We start from the raw sequence: 19663 nt of genomic DNA, 5'->3' as shown, positions 1-19663 counted from the left end.
GAATGACAGCAGTCCTACGTCATACCACGATTCATTCGCGGTATCTCTAGATCCCGCTAACAAGCAGCGGGATGACGGTTGTCGTTTAGCCATAAATATTTAAGAAATTTACCAAACGAAAAAAAGGCAAAAGAAGCCCCGTGGTGGTTGGCTATTTACTATGTACTAAAATATCGGCGTTTTTTTATTCTAAAACGCTTGATTAAGAGCGATTTAGCTGCTTTTAACTTGCAACTAACCTACACCGCAAGTGTTTAAGAAATTTACTAAGCAGAAAAAAAGGCAAAAGAAACCCCGTAGTAGCTAGCATTCAAATTCTCCCTTGTCAATTTGACGTTTTTTGCTGTCTTAAACGCTTTGTAAGCGCGTTTCGGCTTATATAGGTAAAAACCTAAAAATTTTTAAAGACATGCGATGCACGTAGTGCGAAAAATTAAACATGAGACACCAAATACCCTAAGTTTTTTGTCATTAACCTGCACAGATTGCGAAGATAAATAAATAGCTTCAGTTTCATAATAAGGGGGCTGGCGAAGGGTGTCAAGTAAGTTTTTCTTTTCCGTGAATTCCCTTTGAAGTCGAGTATTGAAAATTGACTGGAGAGTTGTGGATTACTTTGTATATATCATAACAAGCCATGGCGCTCTCGGCAAAACCACTTAATATTAACTTTAGTTTGCCTGAATAAATAGCTATATCTCCGATTGCATATATTCTATCTCTACTGGTTCTAAGTGTAGCTGGGTCGACAATTATGCGGCTATGTTCTAACTGTATACCCCAATTGTTTATTGGACCAAGATTCATTGATAGTCCAAAAAATGGCAGCAAAAAATCAGCGGATATTTCTTTTTCTTCCTTAGAGGCAATGTTTTTTACTATAACTGCGCTCAACTGCCCACTATTTCCGACTAGTTCGTGTAATTGATATGGCACTACCAGTTCTATCTTTCCATTATTTTCAAGTGATTCTAATTTATTTCTAGTTTCAGGAGTGCAGCGAAATTCCTTTCTTCTATGTATCACATAAATTTTCTTTGCAACTTTAGAAAGTTCTACAGTCCAATCAGCCGCAGAATCACCCCCTCCTGCAATGACTATAGTTTTGTCCTGAAAATCAGAAATTTTATTTACACTATAAAATACAGATTTATTTTCATATTCTAATATACCATTCAAGGGTGGACGGTTAGGTTCAAACATTCCGTTACCTGCAGCAATGATAACGGCTTTGCATTTTACCTCTGTACCTATGTTCGTTATGATAGTAAAGTTTTCACCTTCGTTGTTTGAAATCTTTTCCACTTTTTGACTTAAATGGTAAACAGGCTTAAATGGCGAAGCTTGCTCCATTAGCTGCTCAATTAATTTTTGAGCAGTAATTACAGGATAACCAGGTATATCATATATTGGCTTTTCTGGGTAAAGAGCTGTGCATTGTCCTCCTGCTTGATCCAAAACATCTATTATATGACATCTCATATCAAGCATTCCCGCTTGAAAAGCAGTGAATATTCCAACAGGCCCTGCACCTATTATTACGATATCGGTTTCCATATTCAGATGGCGATCTATTTATAGATATTAGCTTTCTTTGCTAACAAGGTCAATTTACAAAGGGATGTATTTTTAAAAGATGTGGCTAGATTAGATAAGATTTCCAGCGTTATGAACCACATAGTCCAAATAAGCTCTAAAAATCAGCTAACATAGCGGGATGCTGTGCGGACGGAATGGGATTCGAACCCATGGTACGCTCATCACGTACGTCAGTTTTCAAGACTGGTGCCTTAAACCGCTCGGCCATCCGTCCATTTCTTTTCTATCACAACATTTGATTTTAAGCAATATATAAACGCGAATTCTGGATTAAGGAAGGAAGTATAGGAAATAGAAGGCTTTTTGGATTTGATGGAATAGGAGATGAGAGTAGAAAAGATATGAACCAAGAAATCAACAGGGGATCTATGGCGAGTGTGTTCAATTTCTAGTCTATTTTTTAGGTAACCAAAAACAGTCTCAATGATAGACCTTTTTCTCAGTAAAATCTTCTCATTTAGCGAAATTAATGTATTTTTCATACCTTTTTTCACCTTGGTAACAAGTTTCAAACCTCGGTCAAACAGCTTCTGAAAAAGCTCTTTTGCAATATAACCTTTGTCACCAAACAAAAGGCCGGTTAATTTTTCCGTCAAATTTGGCACAGGTATCCTATCATCAACATTGCCTTTTGTTAGCGTAAGTGCATGAATTTCACCATTTTCATTGATTACCATATGTAATTTGAAACCAAAAAACCAGCCGTAAGTACTCTTGCTTAATTTTGCAATTCCAGCAAAAACTTTGTTTTTGGATATTCTTTTTGCATGACAAACTGCAATGGGAGTTGTGTCTATATATGAAATTCCAGTGTTTTCTGACTGTCCACAAAGCCAATGCAACAACATTGCTAAATGCCACAAAACCCTAGGCTTTAGAGCAACAAACCTGGTATATGAAGGCAACTTTGGAAACTCTGATTTGTAGAGCAACGTTAGGTAATGTAGATAGAAAGTTTTGAAATTTTTACACGGAGATTGTTGATATAGCAGGATTATTGTCATGATTTCAGAGTGCTCAATTTCCGTTGTTCTTGTGGGTTTTTTACCATTTGGCAGTAGTTTGCCTGCAAAATTTTTCTCTATATCTCTGCAAAAATCATCGACCAAACAAAACAGTTTTGTTATGTCTTCCATGGGTAACCTCATCTATTTTTTTATAATTGCTGAGTTTACCCTGTTTTCTGCCTTTTCTATTCTCCTTTAATCCAGAATTCGCGTTAGTAGAAATCGTTTTTGTAATTGCAACATTCGTGCAATCTTTAGCCATAAACATTAAGAAATTTACCAAATAAAAAAAAGGCAAAAGAAGCCCCGTGGTGGTTGGCTATTTACCATGTACTAAAATATCGGCGTTTTTTTTATTCTAAAACGCTTGATTAAGAGCGATTTAGCTGCTTTTAACTTGCAACTAACCTACACCGCAAGTGTTTAAGAAATTTACTAAGCAGGAAAAAAGGCAAAGAAACCCCGTAGTAGCTAGCATTCAAATTCTCCCTTGTCAATTTGACGTTTTTTGCTGTCTTAAACGCTTTGTAAGCGCGTTTCGGCTTGTATAGGTAAAAACCCAGAAATTTTTAAAGACATGCGATGCACGTAGTGCGAAAAATTAAACATGAGACGCCAAATACCCTAGGTTTTTTGTCATTAACCTGCACAGATTGCGAAGATAAATAAATAGCTTCAGTTTTATGATAAGGGAGCTGGCGAGGCTTGTCAAGGAAGTTTTTCGTTTCATTCAATGCGCTGCCAAAAGCTATGCAAAAAGTCCAATGAGTTAACTCCCATATATCCTGAGTAATTCTTGTGCATTAGCTTTGATTAGGATAGGGCATTTTCTATCATTTAATAGGGAACGCAATATTTCAGTTGTACCCTTAACGTCGTTATTGTGTATCTTTACTATAGCGATGGCTTCTTGGCTTGAATAAGGGTATACTGTGCTTGATTCTAAATTATCAATTTTGTCTTTATTTATTTTTTCACCGTTGGAGTGAAGTAAGCTCATTACTTCTAAATATTGTGCTAACTCACGCAAAACACCAGGAGCATCTTTATCATCTGCCAAATCATTATAAATAGATGCTGTGTCTGTTGGCATTGAATCTGAGATATGATTGGATACGCGTTCAAAATTTGCTAAATACTCCCAATTTGAATCTATTTCTTCTAGCAGCGGCTTATTATCTTTTTTTAAGAATAATACTTCGTAAAACTTGTCACCTGCAGTTATAGATTGTTTTGTGTTATCAATATTGTGCAATAAGTATAATGTGATGCCAACTAACATTGGCGCGAGTGCAAGCAGAAAGATGTATTTTTTCATGGTAATATTCCAAATAGTTATATATTTATACATTAATGCTTTTGATTTGCAAAAACATATTGACATAGTGATTATATCACATAATAATATTCTTAAAGTTGTTTGAATAGTTGGAGATTAAAATATTTCTAAAGTAGAAATAAAGACAGCAGTATTAAGCTAAATTATTTTTTGTCGGATTTATCCGATGTACCCTCAACCTTTTATAGGTTGAAGTCTAAATTTGAGAGTTTGATCCTGGCTCAGAATGAACGCTGGCGGCAGGCCTAACACATGCAAGTCGAACGGAGTTATATTGTAGCTTGCTATGTTATAACTTAGTGGCAGACGGGTGAGTAATGTATAGGAATCTACCTAGTAGTACGGAATAATTGTTGGAAACGGCAACTAATACCGTATACGCCCTACGGGGGAAAAATTTATTGCTATTAGATGAGCCTATATTAGATTAGCTAGTTGGTGGAGTAATAGCCTACCAAGGCAATGATCTATAGCTGATCTGAGAGGATGATCAGCCACACTGGAACTGAGATACGGTCCAGACTCCTACGGGAGGCAGCAGTGGGGAATATTGGACAATGGGCGAAAGCCTGATCCAGCCATGCCGCATGAGTGAAGAAGGCCTTTGGGTTGTAAAGCTCTTTTAGTGAGGAAGATAATGACGGTACTCACAGAAGAAGTCCTGGCTAACTCCGTGCCAGCAGCCGCGGTAATACGGAGAGGGCTAGCGTTATTCGGAATTATTGGGCGTAAAGGGCGCGTAGGCGGATTAGTAAGTTAAAAGTGAAATCCCAAGGCTCAACCTTGGAATTGCTTTTAAAACTGCTAATCTAGAGATTGAAAGAGGATAGAGGAATTCCTAGTGTAGAGGTGAAATTCGTAAATATTAGGAGGAACACCAGTGGCGAAGGCGTCTATCTGGTTCAAATCTGACGCTGAGGCGCGAAGGCGTGGGGAGCAAACAGGATTAGATACCCTGGTAGTCCACGCTGTAAACGATGAATGTTAAATGTGGGAAGTTTTACTTTCTGTATTACAGCTAACGCGTTAAACATTCCGCCTGGGGACTACGGTCGCAAGATTAAAACTCAAAGGAATTGACGGGGACCCGCACAAGCGGTGGAGCATGTGGTTTAATTCGATGCAACGCGAAAAACCTTACCACTCCTTGACATGGAAATTATACCTATTCGAAAGGATAGGGTCGGTTCGGCCGGGTTTCACACAGGTGTTGCATGGCTGTCGTCAGCTCGTGTCGTGAGATGTTGGGTTAAGTCCCGCAACGAGCGCAACCCTCATCCTTAGTTACCATCAGGTAATGCTGGGGACTTTAAGGAAACTGCCAGTGATAAACTGGAGGAAGGTGGGGATGATGTCAAGTCATCATGGCCCTTATGGAGTGGGCTACACACGTGCTACAATGGTGGCTACAATGGGCTGCAAAGTCGCGAGGCTAAGCCAATCCCTTAAAAGCCATCTCAGTTCGGATTGTACTCTGCAACTCGAGTGCATGAAGTTGGAATCGCTAGTAATCGTGGATCAGCACGCCACGGTGAATACGTTCTCGGGTCTTGTACACACTGCCCGTCACGCCATGGGAATTGGTTTCACTCGAAGCTAACGACCTAACCGCAAGGAGGGAGTTATTTAAAGTGGGATCGGTGACTGGGGTGAAGTCGTAACAAGGTAGCAGTAGGGGAATCTGCAGCTGGATTACCTCCTTAGGCTTTGCGCATAACTTACCATTTTTAATGATGGTGTTGTTATGTGCTATACTGCTGTCTTTACTTCTACTTTATTTTAATTTCCCGATAACGGAATTTTATGAGTGATAGACCTCTTTCTCCACATTTACAAATATATAAAGTACAAGTTACTAGTTTTTTCTCTATTATGCATAGATTGACTGGTATCTTGCTATTCCTTTTATTAATGATACTTTCTTGGTATTTCATATTACATATTTACTCTCCTGAGTTACTTATAGTAAGGTACTTAAATGCATTATTATTCACTCCTGTTGCTAAATTAGCTTATGTCTTATGTTTTATAAGTTTTGTATATCATTTTCTTAATGGTATTCGTCATTTATTGTGGAATGCTGGGCTTAATTTAGAAATTACTGGCGTTTCAAGGAGTGCTATACTGCTGACAGTAACGCTACTTCTTTCTACTATTGCTTTTTTATTTATGTTTATATGAGTCAATTTGGAAATTCAGTACATCATTGGTGGGTCCAGCGTGTTTTTGCGGTAATTTTACTGCTCCTGTTTCCTTGGTTTATCTATTCATTTTCTTGCGCACTTTATGCTGATAGCCCTTTGTCTTTTAATGAAAAATTATTTCAGGCCATTGATCATCCTCTAGAGCTTTTATTTTTTGTTGTATTATTGTTTTGTATTTTCTGGCATGCAGTTCTTGGAATGCAGGTAGTGTGTGAAGATTATATACACAGCGTATCTCTAAGGATTTTTACAATTACATGCATAAAGTACTTATCAAGCATTACTTATATAGTTCTTGCCTTCACAATTTTTTTCTTTTACAGGCATATTTTCTTGTAAAATCACCGGTGCTGTGTTAATATATTATTAGTGTACTAGTTTTATTATTGAACTATAGCGATTTTGGTTTAGCAATATGTTAGAGACATTGAAAAAGTGGGGAACGGACCTTACGCTAAAGGTAAAGGATCTGTTTATTTCACCTGAATCTCAAGTTTATGTCAAAGACCTTAGAAAGGTAATGGTATATGAGGATGGACGAAAGTGTCAATATCCAAAGAATTATGATCAGATTGTAGAGTCTGGGGAAATTATAGAAAAAAAAGATAGGAATGGAAAGCTTGTAAAGGATGAAAAGGGAAATCCCGAATACCAGCCTGCATATAATGGATACAAGTTTGATCTAGCCTTGGTTAAGGAAATTGATAAAAAATCTTACTTTACTATTGACTTTTTAGTTAGTAAAGGTAGGCGTGAGGTTAATGATTATAGTAAATTTTATAAGCCATTTAAGTTTTCAAAAATAGATCTTGAAAAACACGTGCCGTTCTTTGAGGTTGATACTAAGTTACTTAGATTAACTAATTCTTCTTTTCTTGCTAAAAAAGGTTGCTTCATCAATGATGACACGGGAGAAGTTGATGAGAAAGATAGAGATGAAAAAGGAAGAAATGGAAAATTATTATACACTAGTGATTATAAGAAATTAAACACTAGTTTTTCTGAAATTAGAGATCAGAATGGTAATCTAGAGCGAGATAAAAGTCTTATATCTGTTCCTATCGTTTTTGCTACAAGCTTGGCTAAAGTTTGTGCTAAATTATTGACTTCTCTTCCTATAAAATTAGGGGAGCATTTAATAAGCAAACAAAACCCAATTGCAAAGTCTTTTGGCTATCTTTTGTTCACCCCTGCAATGGCAGTAAAAAATTTAGTGAATATGGGAGCTACCATACTTAAGGCTCCAATTTTATTATTTGTAGCAGATAAGAAGAAGTATGGTGATGCTTACTTCACTATGTGGAAACACCAATTGAAAGGATGTTGGGAAGAAGCAAAAAGTGACTTTAATGTTATTAAAGGTGGAGAAAGGCTAAAGCCAGGGCAAAAGGATCATAAGCCACTTAGTATAGTGGGCACATGGGATGAGCTTAACGCTAGAAGGCCAGACATTGAGAAAGAATTAGAAGAGGGGCTAAACAAAAGTAGTGAAAGTATAGATAAATCTAGAAAACCAGGTGTTGGAAAAAGCTTAAATAATGAAAGCATAGCTGAGTCTAGAAAAAAGGCTATTGCTCAGGAGAAATTGAGCAACCATGCTGATAAAATAACACAAGAAAGACAGGCAGGCGCAAGCGCTCTGTCACATCCACCACACTAATCAGCCATTATTTTAAGTTAACATTTACTTTCTTTATTAGCTATTCCACAACAAAAACTTGCATACATTTTATCCTCAGTATAAGATATTAATTATTTAATCAATTTTCTTAACTAATGCACCCTGTAATATTGTGTGGTGGTAGTGGCAGCAGACTTTGGCCTTTATCGAAGCCAAAGCAATTTCAGAAAATATTTAGTCAGAATACTATGTTTCAGAACACTTTATTAAGGCTAAAAAGTGGTTATATGCCACCCATAATTGCCACAAATATACAATACGAGTCATTAGTGATGGAGGAATTGCATGCACTGCAAGAATATAAAGTGATTTTCGAACCAGTGAAAATTGGAACAGCAGCGGCAATATTAATTGCTGCGCTTCTCTGCAATGAAAACGAGACAATGTTAATTCTGCCTTCAGATCATTTCATAACGCGAATTCTGGATTAAGGAAGGAAGTATAGGAAATAGAAGGCTTTTTGGATTTGATGGAATAGGAGATGAGAGTAGAAAAGATATGAACCAAGAAATCAACAGGGGATCTATGGCGAGTGTGTTCAATTTCTAGTCTATTTTTTAGGTAACCAAAAACAGTCTCAATGATAGACCTTTTTCTCAGTAAAATCTTCTCATTTAGCGAAATTAATGTATTTTTCATACCTTTTTTCACCTTGGTAACAAGTTTCAAACCTCGGTCAAACAGCTTCTGAAAAAGCTCTTTTGCAATATAACCTTTGTCACCAAACAAAAGGCCGGTTAATTTTTCCGTCAAATTTGGCACAGGTATCCTATCATCAACATTGCCTTTTGTTAGCGTAAGTGCATGAATTTCACCATTTTCATTGATTACCATATGTAATTTGAAACCAAAAAACCAGCCGTAAGTACTCTTGCTTAATTTTGCAATTCCAGCAAAAACTTTGTTTTTGGATATTCTTTTTGCATGACAAACTGCAATGGGAGTTGTGTCTATATATGAAATTCCAGTGTTTTCTGACTGTCCACAAAGCCAATGCAACAACATTGCTAAATGCCACAAAACCCTAGGCTTTAGAGCAACAAACCTGGTATATGAAGGCAACTTTGGAAACTCTGATTTGTAGAGCAACGTTAGGTAATGTAGATAGAAAGTTTTGAAATTTTTACACGGAGATTGTTGATATAGCAGGATTATTGTCATGATTTCAGAGTGCTCAATTTCCGTTGTTCTTGTGGGTTTTTTACCATTTGGCAGTAGTTTGCCTGCAAAATTTTTCTCTATATCTCTGCAAAAATCATCGACCAAACAAAACAGTTTTGTTATATCTTCCATGGGTAACCTCATCTATTTTTTTATAATTGCTGAGTTTACCCTGTTTTCTGCCTTTTCTATTCTCCTTTAATCCAGAATTCGCGTTACCACTGTAATCATTGGTCCACCTATTCCATGAACGTAACCTATTACATTACACATTACATCTGTTGCTCCATCAGCGTGTGCATCAAATGCATAGAAAACTATAAATAGAATTACAAGAAAATTTCTCATTGTTCTTTCAATAATCATGCCTGATTGTTTCTTATTTTAATAAAATTTCAGTAAATAGCTTCTTTCAAAAATTATGCTTAACCCAATCAATATTTATTTATTACTGCCTTTTTAATACTATAATTAACTCAGTTGATTTTTATCAAAATGCTGAACCATGGAACAATTCGAGAACTTTTACATCACCACGCCAGTATATTACGTAAACGATAAGCCGCATATTGGTCATGCATACACTTCTCTCTTGTGTGACGTGGTGGCAAGGTTCATGAAACTAGCTGGGAAAAATGTCAAATTTACCACCGGTACAGATGAACATGGACAAAAAATAGAAAAAGCAGCTAAAGCAAAGGAAATGCAGCCAAAAGAATTTACAGATGAAGTGAGCGTTTCATTTAAAGAATTAGCTAAGTTCATGAATTTTGAGTATGACGATTTTATTCGCACTACGGACGAACGTCACAAAAAAGCAGTGGTAGCTTTATGGAATATACTTGAAGAGAGAGGACAAATATATTTGGATTCCTATTCGGGTTGGTATTCAGTTCGTGATGAAGCATTTTATCAGGAGTCAGAGCTGATAGATGGCAAAGCACCAACAGGTGCTGAGGTCCAGTGGATAAAAGAAGAGAGTTACTTTTTTCGCTTATCAAACTGGCAAGAAAAATTACTGGAACTCTATAAAAATCAGCCAAGTTTTATCTTTCCTGAGAGCAGAAGAAATGAAGTGATATCGTTTGTAAGATCAGGGCTCATTGACCTCTCAATCTCTCGCACTAGTTTTAACTGGGGAATAAAAGTACCAGGTAATGACAAACACGTAATCTATGTCTGGATAGATGCATTAACCAATTATCTTACATCAATAGGTTTCCCTAGTACTGAAGGTGAGGAATATAAGAGGTTTTGGGCAGAACCAGAAACACAGATTCCAGTGTCAAGCACTGGAATGACACCAAACCAAGGGAAAACGCAGATTCCAGTGTCAAGCGCTGCAAACCTAGCTAACAACTCTTTCAACGTTCATGTAATCGGTAAAGACATATTGCGCTTTCATGCTGTATATTGGCCAGCGATTCTCCTTGCAGCAGACCTGCCACTGCCAAAACAAATTGCAGTTCATGGTTGGTGGTTGAACGAGGGAGAGAAAATATCCAAGTCCCTTGGTAATGTCATAGATCCAATTGGCCTCGCTCAAGAGTTTGGTGTTGATCAGCTACGCTATTTTCTCCTCAGGGAAGCAAGCTTCGGCCAAGATGGCAACTTTAGTAAGAAAAATATGATCAGCCGGATAAATTCAGAACTGGCAAACAACATAGGCAATTTAGTACAAAGAACAATTTCATTTTTACACAAGCAATGTTCTGGAATTGTACCAACAATCGATCAAAGCCTACTTAAAGGTGAAGAAAGTCTTCCAGGTTGCAAAGCTATACTCGATCAAGTGATGAATCACCTATCAAAGTATGAATTTAACCATATCATACTTCTAATCATCAACATCTCTTCTGAAGCAAATGCCTACATAGACAAAAGTGCACCTTGGACATTAAGCAAAACCGATAGAGCGCGTATGAATTTAGTAATCTACAAATTACTAGAATATATCAGGATAATTGGCATTTTATTGCAGGCAATTGTCCCGAGGTCAGCGGAAATGATACTTGATCAACTGCAAATCCCGAAAGAGCAACAAGATTTAAAATCTCTGTGCAACGCATGCGTAAGCTTAGGCATTACGCTGCCTAAACCTACGCCGGTTTTTTTGAGGGTTGATGCTAAAGAGGAGAAATAGTTTTTACACTATTTCTCCTGGATGGGATTATCTTTAGTTAACAACGGTGCACACCGCTGTCTACATATTCAAGTTAGGTGGCAAGTGCCTTAGTTACTTTAGCAAAATATGGTTTAGTAACATCAGCATCTATCACTACTACTTCAGTCATTGCCGACTTAACCTTTCCTAGGCTCCATGCAAACCAGCCTTGACCATTTTCTTCTTTAGTTGGCTGACTTTCTGGGCTAGAAATCTCAGTACCTTTTTCATCACCAGATTCTGCATCATAAAATACATCCTGATCCTCAGAAAGACTCATTAAATAACTTTTAGCAGCATCAACATTTAAATGATCAGGTTGCTTAGGAACGTTATCAATATTCATCTGATTTTCCTGGCTAGGAGTCTCAGTTTTTAAATTTTCTTGTGTAGCCACATTCTTTTTTTCATCAGTTTGCTCTCTTAAAAATTGCCTTACCATCTTCTGTTTTTCTCTAAACAAAAAATCAGATAATATTGGAAAAAGCTCTATCCTTGCCCCCTCTGGAATGACAATACCATTATTTTGAGATTTACTTGAAAGTTGACTAGCATCACTTGTTTGATCTGCCTTATTACCAAACATCAAGTTTTTAGCACTATCCCAGTATGATGAAAATTTTTCTGAAACCCATGAAAATCCTATTCTAGTTGATGGCATAGCATTATAAACACCTTTAAGCTATTTCCAACAGCATTAGAAGCATTACTAAGCTTTTCTTTCACTGACTTAGTTGATGGTATATGATTGTAAATATATTTGCTAGAATACAAAACACCATTAACTGTTTCTTTTACAAGCCGATACGATGCGTTCCCAGCAGTGTTCAAACCATGTACAGCATTATCAACAACCGCTACTTTTAATGCGTCTTCTTCTATCTTTTTATCTTTTTCTGTGATAAGTTTTTTTTGCTCAACAATAGTTTTGCCTTTACCTTTTATCTCTTCCACTTGCTTAGCAAGTTGATCATCTTTCTTAGAAATTGTTTGCTTTTGAGTTTGTACTTGATTTTTTAACTCAGAAATTTCCTGCTCTTGAGCTTTCATTTCATTTTTTAACTCAGAAATAGTTTTGTTCTTACTAACTGCTGCATACGAAAGTGCAATAGCTACAGCAGAAAATACAGCACAACCAATAATAAATGGAAGGCCAACACTTAAGGCTGCAACTGGAGCTAAGAAACCAATATAAGGAGCTATAGCAAACACTCCCGATGCTAACAAAGTTGCAGTAGCCAGAGCACCAGCTATAAGATAGGGTACATTGTTTTTATTCATCATCTCACGTATTATAAAATATAATACCATTATAAAAGGATTTTTAAGAAATTGTCAAGCTATCTTTACATAAAAAAATAATCAATGAACTTGGGAACAAGAAGATTGCTGCCAAGCTATGAACTATGCCTTTCCGTGTAATCTTTAAATGCACCTCTGTTAGAGTCAAAATATAGCTTCACACTGCCAATTGGTCCATTTCTCTGCTTTGCAATAATGAGCTCTGCAATGTTTCTAATTTTTTCCATTTTCTCTTGCCATTCCCGATGTTTATTGTTTCCTTCATTTGGCTGTTTTCTTAGTTCATAATACTCTTCTCTATAGAGAAACATTACTATATCTGCGTCTTGCTCTATGCTTCCTGAATCACGCAAATCAGAAAGTTGTGGTTTTTTGTCATCCCTCTGCTCAACAGAACGGGAGAGCTGAGATAGTGCAACAATGGGAATATTTAGCTCCTTTGCAATTGCTTTCAAACCCTGCGTCACTTCCGAGATTTCTTGCACTCTATTTTCATTACTCCTTTTTGTTGTTCCTCTGATTAGCTGCAAATAATCAATGAATACCACTTCTACATTATATAATTGATACAGCAAGCGTATTCTGGTGCGAAGGGCACTAATTGACAGCGCAGGAGTATCATCTATTAGGAAAGGTAATTCAGATAACTCTGTACTAGTATTGATAAATTCATGCAATTCAAAATCACTAATTCTCCCAGTTAATGCTTTATAATAACTAATCCCTGAATCTATAGTAATCAATCTTGCAGTTAATTGCTCTGCTGACATTTCAAGTGAGAAAAACGCTACATGGTGTTGTTTATCTGCTCTTTTTTGCAAAATCTTACAAGCATTAAGTGCGATGTTTAGCGCCAATGCTGTTTTACCCATAGAAGGCCTTGCAGCTAGAATTAACAGATCAGATTTCTGCAAACCACCAAGAAGTTGATTTAGATCTTGAAGTCCGGTTGTAATACCTAGCGCCTCTGGATTATTTTTCAGTGCGCTGATCTTCTCAACTACGTCTTTAATTGAACTTGCAAGTTTTATATATGTTTTCTCACCTTGTTTTTTTACTGCCAAATTGAACAATTTTGTCATTGCTTGTTCAATTTGCGCCTGTGCAGGATTTTCAATATCGTAGTTGTAGCTATCACCAACTATTTCTTGCCCGAGCTTAATTAAACATCTCCTTAAGTAAGTATCACGGATTATTCTAGTCAAACTATAGATATCAAGCGCAATACTTGCCTTCGCTGCAAGCTTTGCTAAGTACTCTACCCCACCACACTCGGTAAACGCTTGGTCGTTCTCAAAAAACATTTTAAGGCTCAGTTCATTGGCAACTATGCCGTGTTTTCTGGTTTTGGATATTTGCGTAAAAATACTTTGATGCAGTGGATCATAGAAATTTTCTGCTGTAATTGTGTCTTCAACTGCATCACAGATTCTATTATCACGAATCATTGCACCAATAAGCATCTGTTCAGCTTCTAAGTTATGCGGTAATTTACATATTTCTTTGTCTACACTTTTTGAACTGAGGTAATTCATTCATTTTAAGTTTTGAGAGTAACTGTTGATTATTGTAGAATATTCAGTCCTTATTTGAAAGATAAAAAAATTGACTAATCCTGTGTTGCCTATAGCATTAAAACTTAATGCCCCTGTGGTGGAATGGTAGACACGGCAGACTCAAAATCTGCTGCTTGCGAAAGTGTGCTGGTTCAAGTCCGGCCAGGGGCACATTAAATATTGGAAAGCGTATATATGTTACATAAATTTTTTGATCGTTTATTCTCTATTTTTTCTTCTATAAATGTTATTCAAAAGGTGAAAAAGGATGAAAATGGAATGTGTTATGTAACGGGCCTCAGGCGCTATATATCAGTATTGCTTGATTTGATTATTATCGTTTTGTTCTTGCAGTTTTGCAGCCAAGCCTTTAATCAGCTCTTTACAAACTCAGAGGATAGCAAAATATTAAGTCAAATTGATGCAAAATCCCCAATGCAAGTGCCACTTTCTATAGAAGAAAAGGCAATGCAGAGTAGACTTGGTAAACTGTGGATCCTAAATCAAATAGTCCAGTTTATTATGCTCTTTTGCTATGTAATATATATGTGGGTAAAGTTTGCTGCTACACCTGGAAAACTATTATTTGGGCTCAGAGTTGTGGATGCACAAACCTTCGGAAAAATGACTTTAAGGCAAGCAACCAAGAGATTTTTTTCCTTTATATTGTCAGTTGCACCATTGTTCTTGGGCTTTTTATGGTCAAATTTCAACAAACGCTGTCAAACTTGGCACGATAAGATCGCAGGCACAGTGGTTGTCACGAGTAAAAGCCTTAGAAGGCAGAGCTAAAAACTACTTGACACCCTTCGCCAGCCCCTTTATCATGATACTGAAGGTATTCATTTATCTTCAATCTGTGCAGATTAAACGACAACAGTATTACGTATTGGCGTCTTATTTTTAATTTTTTGCACTATGTGCACGCACTGGGATGACACCTCTGGGCACTGCCGTCGTAAAGGAACCAGTGTCAGCTACTCGGATGACAAAGGAGGACAGTGTCTCAGCTACTTTCATGACACCATTTGCTGTCTTTAAAAATGAATGTTCTTACAATTGTGCGTCATGCGCTTTATTAAATATTTTACTTAAAAATCTAATTTCTTATTATACAAGAGATAAGCAATTCATTGATGATGAAAAATTACAAAAAGGGGCATAGAAAGCGCCTAAGAGAGAAAATTATTTTAGATAATGGACAATCATTACTTGATTGTGAAGTTTTAGAGCACATTTTATATTCAGCATATAGTAGAATTGATGTAAAACCGGTGGCAAAGAGTTTGATAGAAAGTTTTGGCAGCTTAAATAAAGTTTTTAATGCTGACCTGGAAGCGCTGCAAAACGTTGATGGTGTCAGCAATGCAGCGATATCTGCCATCTTTTGTGTAAAACAAGCCTTTGTTCGTTCTGCAAGAGAAGAAATAAAAAACCTGCCTGTAATCGATAACTGGGAAAAATTGCTTGATTATTTAAGAATAAGTATAGGAAGCCTCAATAAGGAAAATTTTCGCGTCATCTATATGAATAAAAAGTATCGTCTAATAGCGGAAGACCTGCAAAATATTGGTACAGTAGATCAAACTCCTCTTTATGTCAGAGAGATCATCAAGCGCGCACTTTTGATTGGTTCAACATCCATTGTAATATCTCACAATCATCCAAGCGGAGATACACAACCTTCAAATAGCGATATATCTCTCACTAGACAACTAGCAGAAGCTTGCCAAAGTATAGGAATAGAATTAATAGATCACATTATTATTACATTCAGTAGCTATTTTAGTTTCAAGGAAAATAGGTTGTTGTGAAAGCCTTTATAGCTACAGTAACTTAGATTTACCGACAATCGTCATTCCGCTACGTGTTAGCGGCTAAGAGATACCGTGACGGGATGACGTAGAGGTTGCCGAGAACTTGTCATTCCAGTGCTTGACACTGGAATCCAGTTTTCTTTACAAATTCACCAAAAGTGCTTCATTCTATAACGCAAAACCCATACTCACCAAACTCAATGTATTACTTGCAATTAAGTTTTCTGGATCCCAGTGTCACGCACTGGGATGACAAGAAAGAGGGCACTGGAATAACAGGAGAAGAAGGCACTGGAATGACGAATTTGTTGTTTTTTAAATTGGTTGCTAAACCAGAATTACTTTAGCTATAGATTCTTTTACCGCACTCTTGTAATCAAGTTTCGTTAAAAGTCAGATTGAATGGTTAAATCTTCCACCCAAATAACCACGCACTCTACTTGCTTGTTTAGATATATTTCTTGTACTAAGGTTTTATAGATTAACATCTGTTTTTTTATTTCATTTAATAAGGAAACAGAAACGTTACGGTGTGATTTGTAGTCAATTATGATTGCTTTATCTTGCGTTATGCATAGCCTATCTAGTCGTACTAATACTGACTTGCCATCAATTGTTCCACTCAGTGTAATCTCTGATTTGCCTTCCAAGTCAAACAAATAGCCATATTTTTCATTAAAGGCTAATATTTTACTGTAAATTTCATCCTTATCTTCACTGATGTTATCAAGGTATTTTCTGACCCAATTTTTTCTCCTTTCTTTTTCTATCTTGGGCATATACTGCAATATGCTGTGAATAATCAGGCCTCTTGCATAACCATCTGTCATCCCAATGCTCCTTGTTGTCATTCCAGCACTCTCATCTGTCATTCCAATACCCCTATTTGTCATCCCAGTGCTTGACACTGGGATCCAGAAATTAGATTCCAGCGTCACGCACTGGAATGACGAAAGAGAGTGCTGGAATGACACCGGAGAGCGAGTAGCTGATGCTGGTTCTCCTTCTTTTTTACTGGATTCCAGTGTCAAGCACTGGAATGACATTGATAGGTTTGGCGGAAGCGAAATCACTGGAACGTCAAAATAATCACGTTTTTTATAAATGTAAGGGTAGTTTGCATTCACGCATAATACTTCAACTTTTTCTTTAAATATTGGCTGTAAGTATGCTTGTTTCTTTTCATATGATGTTCCATACTGAGTGATTAGATCATACCAAGAGCCCTTTTGCACTGGCTCTTTACTTAAGATGTATAACTCATCTTCAGCACGCGTGAGTGCTACGTATAATAAACGCAAATATTCATTATAATCCTCTAGTTTTTTCTCTCTTTTTACTTGATCGCAATAAGCGTTGTTGTTTTTTCCACACCAAAATGGCACTTCTGTTCCATCAAAGATAATGCTTTCACTGTTTCTTGGCACTGTGTTTGTATCAACCAAAAATACTATGGGAGCTTGCAGACCTTTTGATTTGTGAATTGTCATTATTTGCACAGCATTGCGTTCTGATTGCATATCATTCTTAATCTCCGGATTATTCTCCTTGATCCACTGAACAAATGCTTGAAGAGATGGATTTTCAAATTGCAACACAAGGTTCATAAATTCGTCTAGAACCTCGAAGCACTCAAGACCTAGCCTTGCAGCAAATTTCTTCTTACCTGTACGCAATATATGTGTAAATAGTGTAAGAGGAGACTCTATGCGAGATAAGTTAATGAGATAGTTTAATTCACTATAGATAACCACAGAATAATCCTCAATTCTTTCCCATAGCGAATGCTCTTTACGGTCGTATGCAATATTAAATAAATCATCCTCGGTAAAATTGAATAACGGTGATTTTAAAGCATTTGCAAGAGCTAGATCATTTGCCTGGAGGAGTAAAAATTCGGCCAAAGCTATTAAGTCCTGCACGGCTATATAGTCCATAATTCTAAAATAATCTCGGCCTACAACTGGCACATTTGCTTTTTTAAGTTCGCTTATTATGCAATCAACTAACACGTTTCGTTGTCGCACCAAAATCATAATGTCTCTTGGCTCTATATGGCGATCTTTAGCGACTAAAATTCGCCCTTCATTTAACCAATTGTGAATTCTGTTGGCTATTGTTTGAGCAAGTAATCGGTCTGCTATTATATAATTTTCCCTGCATGTCAGAGGAATTTGTAAAGCTTGCTGTTCTTTCTCTTTGCGCCTTGGTAACGCTGGCCAAATTTCAATATATCCTTGGTCATTTTCTCTATGTGGAACATGTTTTATTTCATTATCATTAAAAGATATTTCTGCGCGGAAGTTATTAAATATTCTATCTACAAGCATCAAAACTTCTGGAGTTGAACGAAATGACTTTTCAAGTTGGCATGATATCCAATCTCTACCACCAGTTTTCGTATGAAAGTATTGTTGCATATAGTTGAATAGATGGGGATTTGCTCCTTGAAATCTGTATATGGATTGTTTTACGTCACCAACTACAAATAAGGTTCGCTTTTCATCATTACCGGCAAAAAATTCATCGCAGAGATTTGTTATAATTTTCCACTGTCTGATGCTATTGTCTTGTGCCTCATCAACAAGGATGTGATCTATTTTTTGATCCAAGTTAAACAATATCCAATCTTTATAGTTTGGATTGCTGAGAAGATTTATTGCTAAGTTGATTATATCATTGTAGTCAAGCAGTGCATTTTTTGATTTTTCACTATTATATAAATCAACATATACTTTAAATACACCAAGTAAGCTACTAGTTCTCTTGAATATTTGATAAGAGTTCATGTCTCTTATATGGGTAAATACTACATTCTGAACGCTCTCTATTATTTGTTCTGCATCTTTGAATTTCTCCAAAATACTTTTTGTTGCAATGGATGATATGCTCTTTTTTTCGTGCGATTCTGATTTTAGAAATACCTTGGCTAGGTTTTCTATTTTGGTGTCATTCCACTTTATTCCGGTGTCATCCGAGTAGCTGACACTGGTTCTTTTTTTCTGGATCCCAGCTGGGATGACAGTAGAATAAAGTATTTCACTATAACTCTGATCTCTTTTACTGCCTTCACTTAATATCTCGGCTAGTCTTCCCACGTGCTCAATTGTTTCGCTCTGTAAGTCATGAATTTCATCTGGGGCGCTCAATTTATCTTTGATATATTTCGAATCATTTGCTGACATCGATCTTTTTACACATAAAGTATAAAGCAAATCGCGTAGTTTATTTTCATCAATTTCAGTTGCAATAAGGTTGATATCATCCTGCACAGTTTTGTTATGAAGCACTTTATTGAATATGATGGAATGTAATTCTTTACATTCACTCAGTGTACAATTTGGAGCGATACCAGCTTCTATAGGAAAGTTGGAAATTAATTTGTAACAGAAAGCGTGTATGGTTTGTATAGTTAGACCAAGATTTTCCAGTTCAGAGAAAAGCCTTCTTGCTCTTGTTAAATAATCTTTATTTTTTCTGGATCCCAGTGTCACGCACTGGGATCCACTCTTTTTTTTACTGGATTCCAGCGTCACGCGCTGGAATGACATCGGAAAGAAATCTAGTTGTTCTAGATCTGCTGCCAACACACTATCTGAACATATTGCCCACTTACTGAGTATGCTGTGAATGCGATTCTCCATCTCGTTTGTTGCAGCATTGGTAAATGTTAAGCAAAGAATATTTCTTTTGTTTTCTAATAAAAGTCTCAATACTCTGTCTATTAAGATTTTTGTTTTGCCTGTACCAGCAGATGCATTTACCCACACAGAGAAATTAGGATTTATGGCATTTGATCTCATCAGAAGTGCGAAAACCTTATATAAGTTGAC

Annotated in this window: 18 protein-coding genes, 2 tRNA genes, 1 rRNA gene and 1 pseudogene; 11 read left to right on the top strand and 11 right to left on the bottom strand. The window is 36.6% G+C overall.

Annotation, left to right across the window (positions count from 1 at the left end):
* Nucleotides 1-540: 540 nt before the first annotated feature.
* The 5 genes from OPR17_RS03080 to OPR17_RS03060 all read right to left on the bottom strand — a co-directional run bounded on the left by OPR17_RS03080 (nucleotide 541) and on the right by OPR17_RS03060 (nucleotide 3990).
* Nucleotides 541-1557 (bottom strand): NAD(P)/FAD-dependent oxidoreductase, encoded by a 1017-nt coding sequence (locus OPR17_RS03080; protein WP_265022043.1) that lies wholly within the window; start codon nucleotides 1555-1557, stop codon nucleotides 541-543.
* Nucleotides 1558-1725: 168 nt separating this feature from the next.
* Nucleotides 1726-1813: transfer RNA gene (locus OPR17_RS03075), tRNA-Ser, on the bottom strand.
* The gene (locus tag OPR17_RS03070; RefSeq protein ID WP_458694348.1) at nucleotides 1791-2735 is read right to left on the bottom strand and encodes an IS982 family transposase; all 945 of its coding nucleotides are present in this window, start codon (nucleotides 2733-2735) and stop codon (nucleotides 1791-1793) included. The genes OPR17_RS03075 and OPR17_RS03070 overlap by 23 nt, the downstream gene beginning before the upstream one ends.
* Nucleotides 2698-2868 (bottom strand): hypothetical protein, encoded by a 171-nt coding sequence (locus OPR17_RS03065; protein ID WP_265022042.1) that lies wholly within the window; start codon nucleotides 2866-2868, stop codon nucleotides 2698-2700. The genes OPR17_RS03070 and OPR17_RS03065 overlap by 38 nt, the downstream gene beginning before the upstream one ends.
* 507 nt (nucleotides 2869-3375) lie before the next feature.
* On the bottom strand, nucleotides 3376-3990 hold the full coding sequence (locus tag OPR17_RS03060) for a hypothetical protein (RefSeq protein WP_265022041.1): 615 nt from the start codon (nucleotides 3988-3990) through the stop codon (nucleotides 3376-3378).
* A gap of 153 nt (nucleotides 3991-4143) precedes the next feature.
* On the opposite strand from OPR17_RS03060, the gene OPR17_RS03055 reads away from it, so the two are divergent.
* The 5 genes and pseudogenes from OPR17_RS03055 to OPR17_RS03035 form a co-directional block, all read left to right on the top strand.
* A 16S ribosomal RNA gene (locus OPR17_RS03055) occupies nucleotides 4144-5648 on the top strand.
* A gap of 100 nt (nucleotides 5649-5748) precedes the next feature.
* Nucleotides 5749-6126: a succinate dehydrogenase, cytochrome b556 subunit gene (gene sdhC, locus OPR17_RS03050; protein WP_265022040.1), complete on the top strand. Its 378-nt coding sequence runs from the start codon at nucleotides 5749-5751 to the stop codon at nucleotides 6124-6126.
* A complete protein-coding gene (gene sdhD, locus OPR17_RS03045; protein WP_265022039.1) occupies nucleotides 6123-6488 on the top strand; it encodes a succinate dehydrogenase, hydrophobic membrane anchor protein in 366 nt (121 codons plus the stop codon). The genes sdhC and sdhD overlap by 4 nt, the downstream gene beginning before the upstream one ends.
* A 76-nt stretch (nucleotides 6489-6564) precedes the next feature.
* Nucleotides 6565-7809, top strand: coding sequence for a hypothetical protein (locus OPR17_RS03040; RefSeq protein WP_265022038.1), 1245 nt, complete (start codon nucleotides 6565-6567; stop codon nucleotides 7807-7809).
* A gap of 116 nt (nucleotides 7810-7925) precedes the next feature.
* Nucleotides 7926-8243: pseudogene (locus OPR17_RS03035) on the top strand (sugar phosphate nucleotidyltransferase); the annotation flags it as partial.
* Here the strand turns inward: OPR17_RS03035 and OPR17_RS03030 are convergent.
* Together OPR17_RS03030 and OPR17_RS03025 are read right to left on the bottom strand one after the other, a co-directional pair.
* Entirely contained in the window at nucleotides 8239-9123 is an 885-nt protein-coding gene (locus OPR17_RS03030; protein ID WP_265021329.1) for an IS982 family transposase, read from the bottom strand. The pseudogene OPR17_RS03035 and the gene OPR17_RS03030 overlap by 5 nt on opposite strands.
* Before the next feature lie 66 nt (nucleotides 9124-9189).
* Nucleotides 9190-9357 carry a hypothetical protein gene (locus tag OPR17_RS03025; RefSeq protein WP_265022036.1) on the bottom strand — a complete coding sequence of 56 codons (168 nt, stop codon included), beginning with the start codon at nucleotides 9355-9357 and terminating at the stop codon, nucleotides 9190-9192.
* A gap of 139 nt (nucleotides 9358-9496) precedes the next feature.
* Between OPR17_RS03025 and metG the strand changes: the two genes are divergently transcribed.
* Nucleotides 9497-11134: a methionine--tRNA ligase gene (gene metG, locus OPR17_RS03020; RefSeq protein WP_265022035.1), complete on the top strand. Its 1638-nt coding sequence runs from the start codon at nucleotides 9497-9499 to the stop codon at nucleotides 11132-11134.
* Between the two features lie 73 nt (nucleotides 11135-11207).
* Here the strand turns inward: metG and OPR17_RS03015 are convergent, their stop codons facing one another.
* From OPR17_RS03015 to OPR17_RS03005, 3 genes are all read right to left on the bottom strand, one after another.
* Nucleotides 11208-11816 (bottom strand): hypothetical protein, encoded by a 609-nt coding sequence (locus tag OPR17_RS03015; RefSeq protein ID WP_265022034.1) that lies wholly within the window; start codon nucleotides 11814-11816, stop codon nucleotides 11208-11210.
* Entirely contained in the window at nucleotides 11798-12436 is a 639-nt protein-coding gene (locus OPR17_RS03010) for a hypothetical protein (RefSeq protein ID WP_265022033.1), read from the bottom strand. The genes OPR17_RS03015 and OPR17_RS03010 overlap by 19 nt, the downstream gene beginning before the upstream one ends.
* Nucleotides 12437-12552: 116 nt before the next feature.
* Entirely contained in the window at nucleotides 12553-13992 is a 1440-nt protein-coding gene (locus OPR17_RS03005) for a replicative DNA helicase (RefSeq protein ID WP_265022032.1), read from the bottom strand.
* A gap of 109 nt (nucleotides 13993-14101) precedes the next feature.
* On the opposite strand from OPR17_RS03005, the gene OPR17_RS03000 reads away from it, so the two are divergent.
* From OPR17_RS03000 to OPR17_RS02980, 5 genes are all read left to right on the top strand, one after another.
* A tRNA-Leu gene (locus tag OPR17_RS03000) sits at nucleotides 14102-14184 on the top strand.
* 24 nt (nucleotides 14185-14208) lie between these two features.
* The gene (locus OPR17_RS02995) at nucleotides 14209-14805 is read left to right on the top strand and encodes an RDD family protein (RefSeq protein ID WP_265022031.1); all 597 of its coding nucleotides are present in this window, start codon (nucleotides 14209-14211) and stop codon (nucleotides 14803-14805) included.
* 142 nt (nucleotides 14806-14947) lie between these two features.
* A complete protein-coding gene (locus OPR17_RS02990; RefSeq protein WP_041573522.1) occupies nucleotides 14948-15178 on the top strand; it encodes a hypothetical protein in 231 nt (76 codons plus the stop codon).
* Complete coding sequence (radC, locus tag OPR17_RS02985) at nucleotides 15153-15827, top strand: RadC family protein (RefSeq protein ID WP_265022153.1); 675 nt, start codon at nucleotides 15153-15155, stop codon at nucleotides 15825-15827. The genes OPR17_RS02990 and radC overlap by 26 nt, the downstream gene beginning before the upstream one ends.
* Before the next feature lie 161 nt (nucleotides 15828-15988).
* On the top strand, nucleotides 15989-16177 hold the full coding sequence (locus tag OPR17_RS02980) for a hypothetical protein (RefSeq protein ID WP_265022030.1): 189 nt from the start codon (nucleotides 15989-15991) through the stop codon (nucleotides 16175-16177).
* Nucleotides 16178-16216: 39 nt separating this feature from the next.
* Here the strand turns inward: OPR17_RS02980 and OPR17_RS02975 are convergent, their stop codons facing one another.
* Nucleotides 16217-19633, bottom strand: coding sequence for a UvrD-helicase domain-containing protein (locus OPR17_RS02975; protein WP_265022029.1), 3417 nt, complete (start codon nucleotides 19631-19633; stop codon nucleotides 16217-16219).
* Nucleotides 19634-19663 lie beyond the last annotated feature (30 nt).

The sequence above is a fragment of the Wolbachia endosymbiont (group A) of Icerya purchasi genome (assembly GCF_947251635.1).
GTDB classification, from domain to species: Bacteria; Pseudomonadota; Alphaproteobacteria; order Rickettsiales; family Anaplasmataceae; genus Wolbachia; species Wolbachia pipientis.
This window is presented reverse-complemented; position numbering and strand designations above follow the sequence as displayed.

Coding starts and splice junctions, on each gene's coding strand:
- OPR17_RS02975 (WP_265022029.1), bottom strand. CDS start 19,633: ATGAGATCAAATGCCATAAATCCTAATTTCTCTGTGTGGGTAAATGCA.
- metG (WP_265022035.1), top strand. CDS start 9,497: ATGGAACAATTCGAGAACTTTTACATCACCACGCCAGTATATTACGTA.
- OPR17_RS02990 (WP_041573522.1), top strand. CDS start 14,948: ATGACACCTCTGGGCACTGCCGTCGTAAAGGAACCAGTGTCAGCTACT.
- OPR17_RS03010 (WP_265022033.1), bottom strand. CDS start 12,436: ATGAATAAAAACAATGTACCCTATCTTATAGCTGGTGCTCTGGCTACT.
- radC (WP_265022153.1), top strand. CDS start 15,153: ATGAAAAATTACAAAAAGGGGCATAGAAAGCGCCTAAGAGAGAAAATT.
- OPR17_RS03070 (WP_458694348.1), bottom strand. CDS start 2,735: ATGGAAGACATAACAAAACTGTTTTGTTTGGTCGATGATTTTTGCAGA.
- OPR17_RS03015 (WP_265022034.1), bottom strand. CDS start 11,816: ATGCCATCAACTAGAATAGGATTTTCATGGGTTTCAGAAAAATTTTCA.
- sdhD (WP_265022039.1), top strand. CDS start 6,123: ATGAGTCAATTTGGAAATTCAGTACATCATTGGTGGGTCCAGCGTGTT.
- OPR17_RS03040 (WP_265022038.1), top strand. CDS start 6,565: ATGTTAGAGACATTGAAAAAGTGGGGAACGGACCTTACGCTAAAGGTA.
- OPR17_RS03065 (WP_265022042.1), bottom strand. CDS start 2,868: ATGGCTAAAGATTGCACGAATGTTGCAATTACAAAAACGATTTCTACT.
- OPR17_RS03025 (WP_265022036.1), bottom strand. CDS start 9,357: ATGATTATTGAAAGAACAATGAGAAATTTTCTTGTAATTCTATTTATA.
- sdhC (WP_265022040.1), top strand. CDS start 5,749: ATGAGTGATAGACCTCTTTCTCCACATTTACAAATATATAAAGTACAA.
- OPR17_RS03030 (WP_265021329.1), bottom strand. CDS start 9,123: ATGGAAGATATAACAAAACTGTTTTGTTTGGTCGATGATTTTTGCAGA.
- OPR17_RS03005 (WP_265022032.1), bottom strand. CDS start 13,992: ATGAATTACCTCAGTTCAAAAAGTGTAGACAAAGAAATATGTAAATTA.
- OPR17_RS03060 (WP_265022041.1), bottom strand. CDS start 3,990: ATGTCAATATGTTTTTGCAAATCAAAAGCATTAATGTATAAATATATA.
- OPR17_RS02995 (WP_265022031.1), top strand. CDS start 14,209: ATGTTACATAAATTTTTTGATCGTTTATTCTCTATTTTTTCTTCTATA.
- OPR17_RS03080 (WP_265022043.1), bottom strand. CDS start 1,557: ATGGAAACCGATATCGTAATAATAGGTGCAGGGCCTGTTGGAATATTC.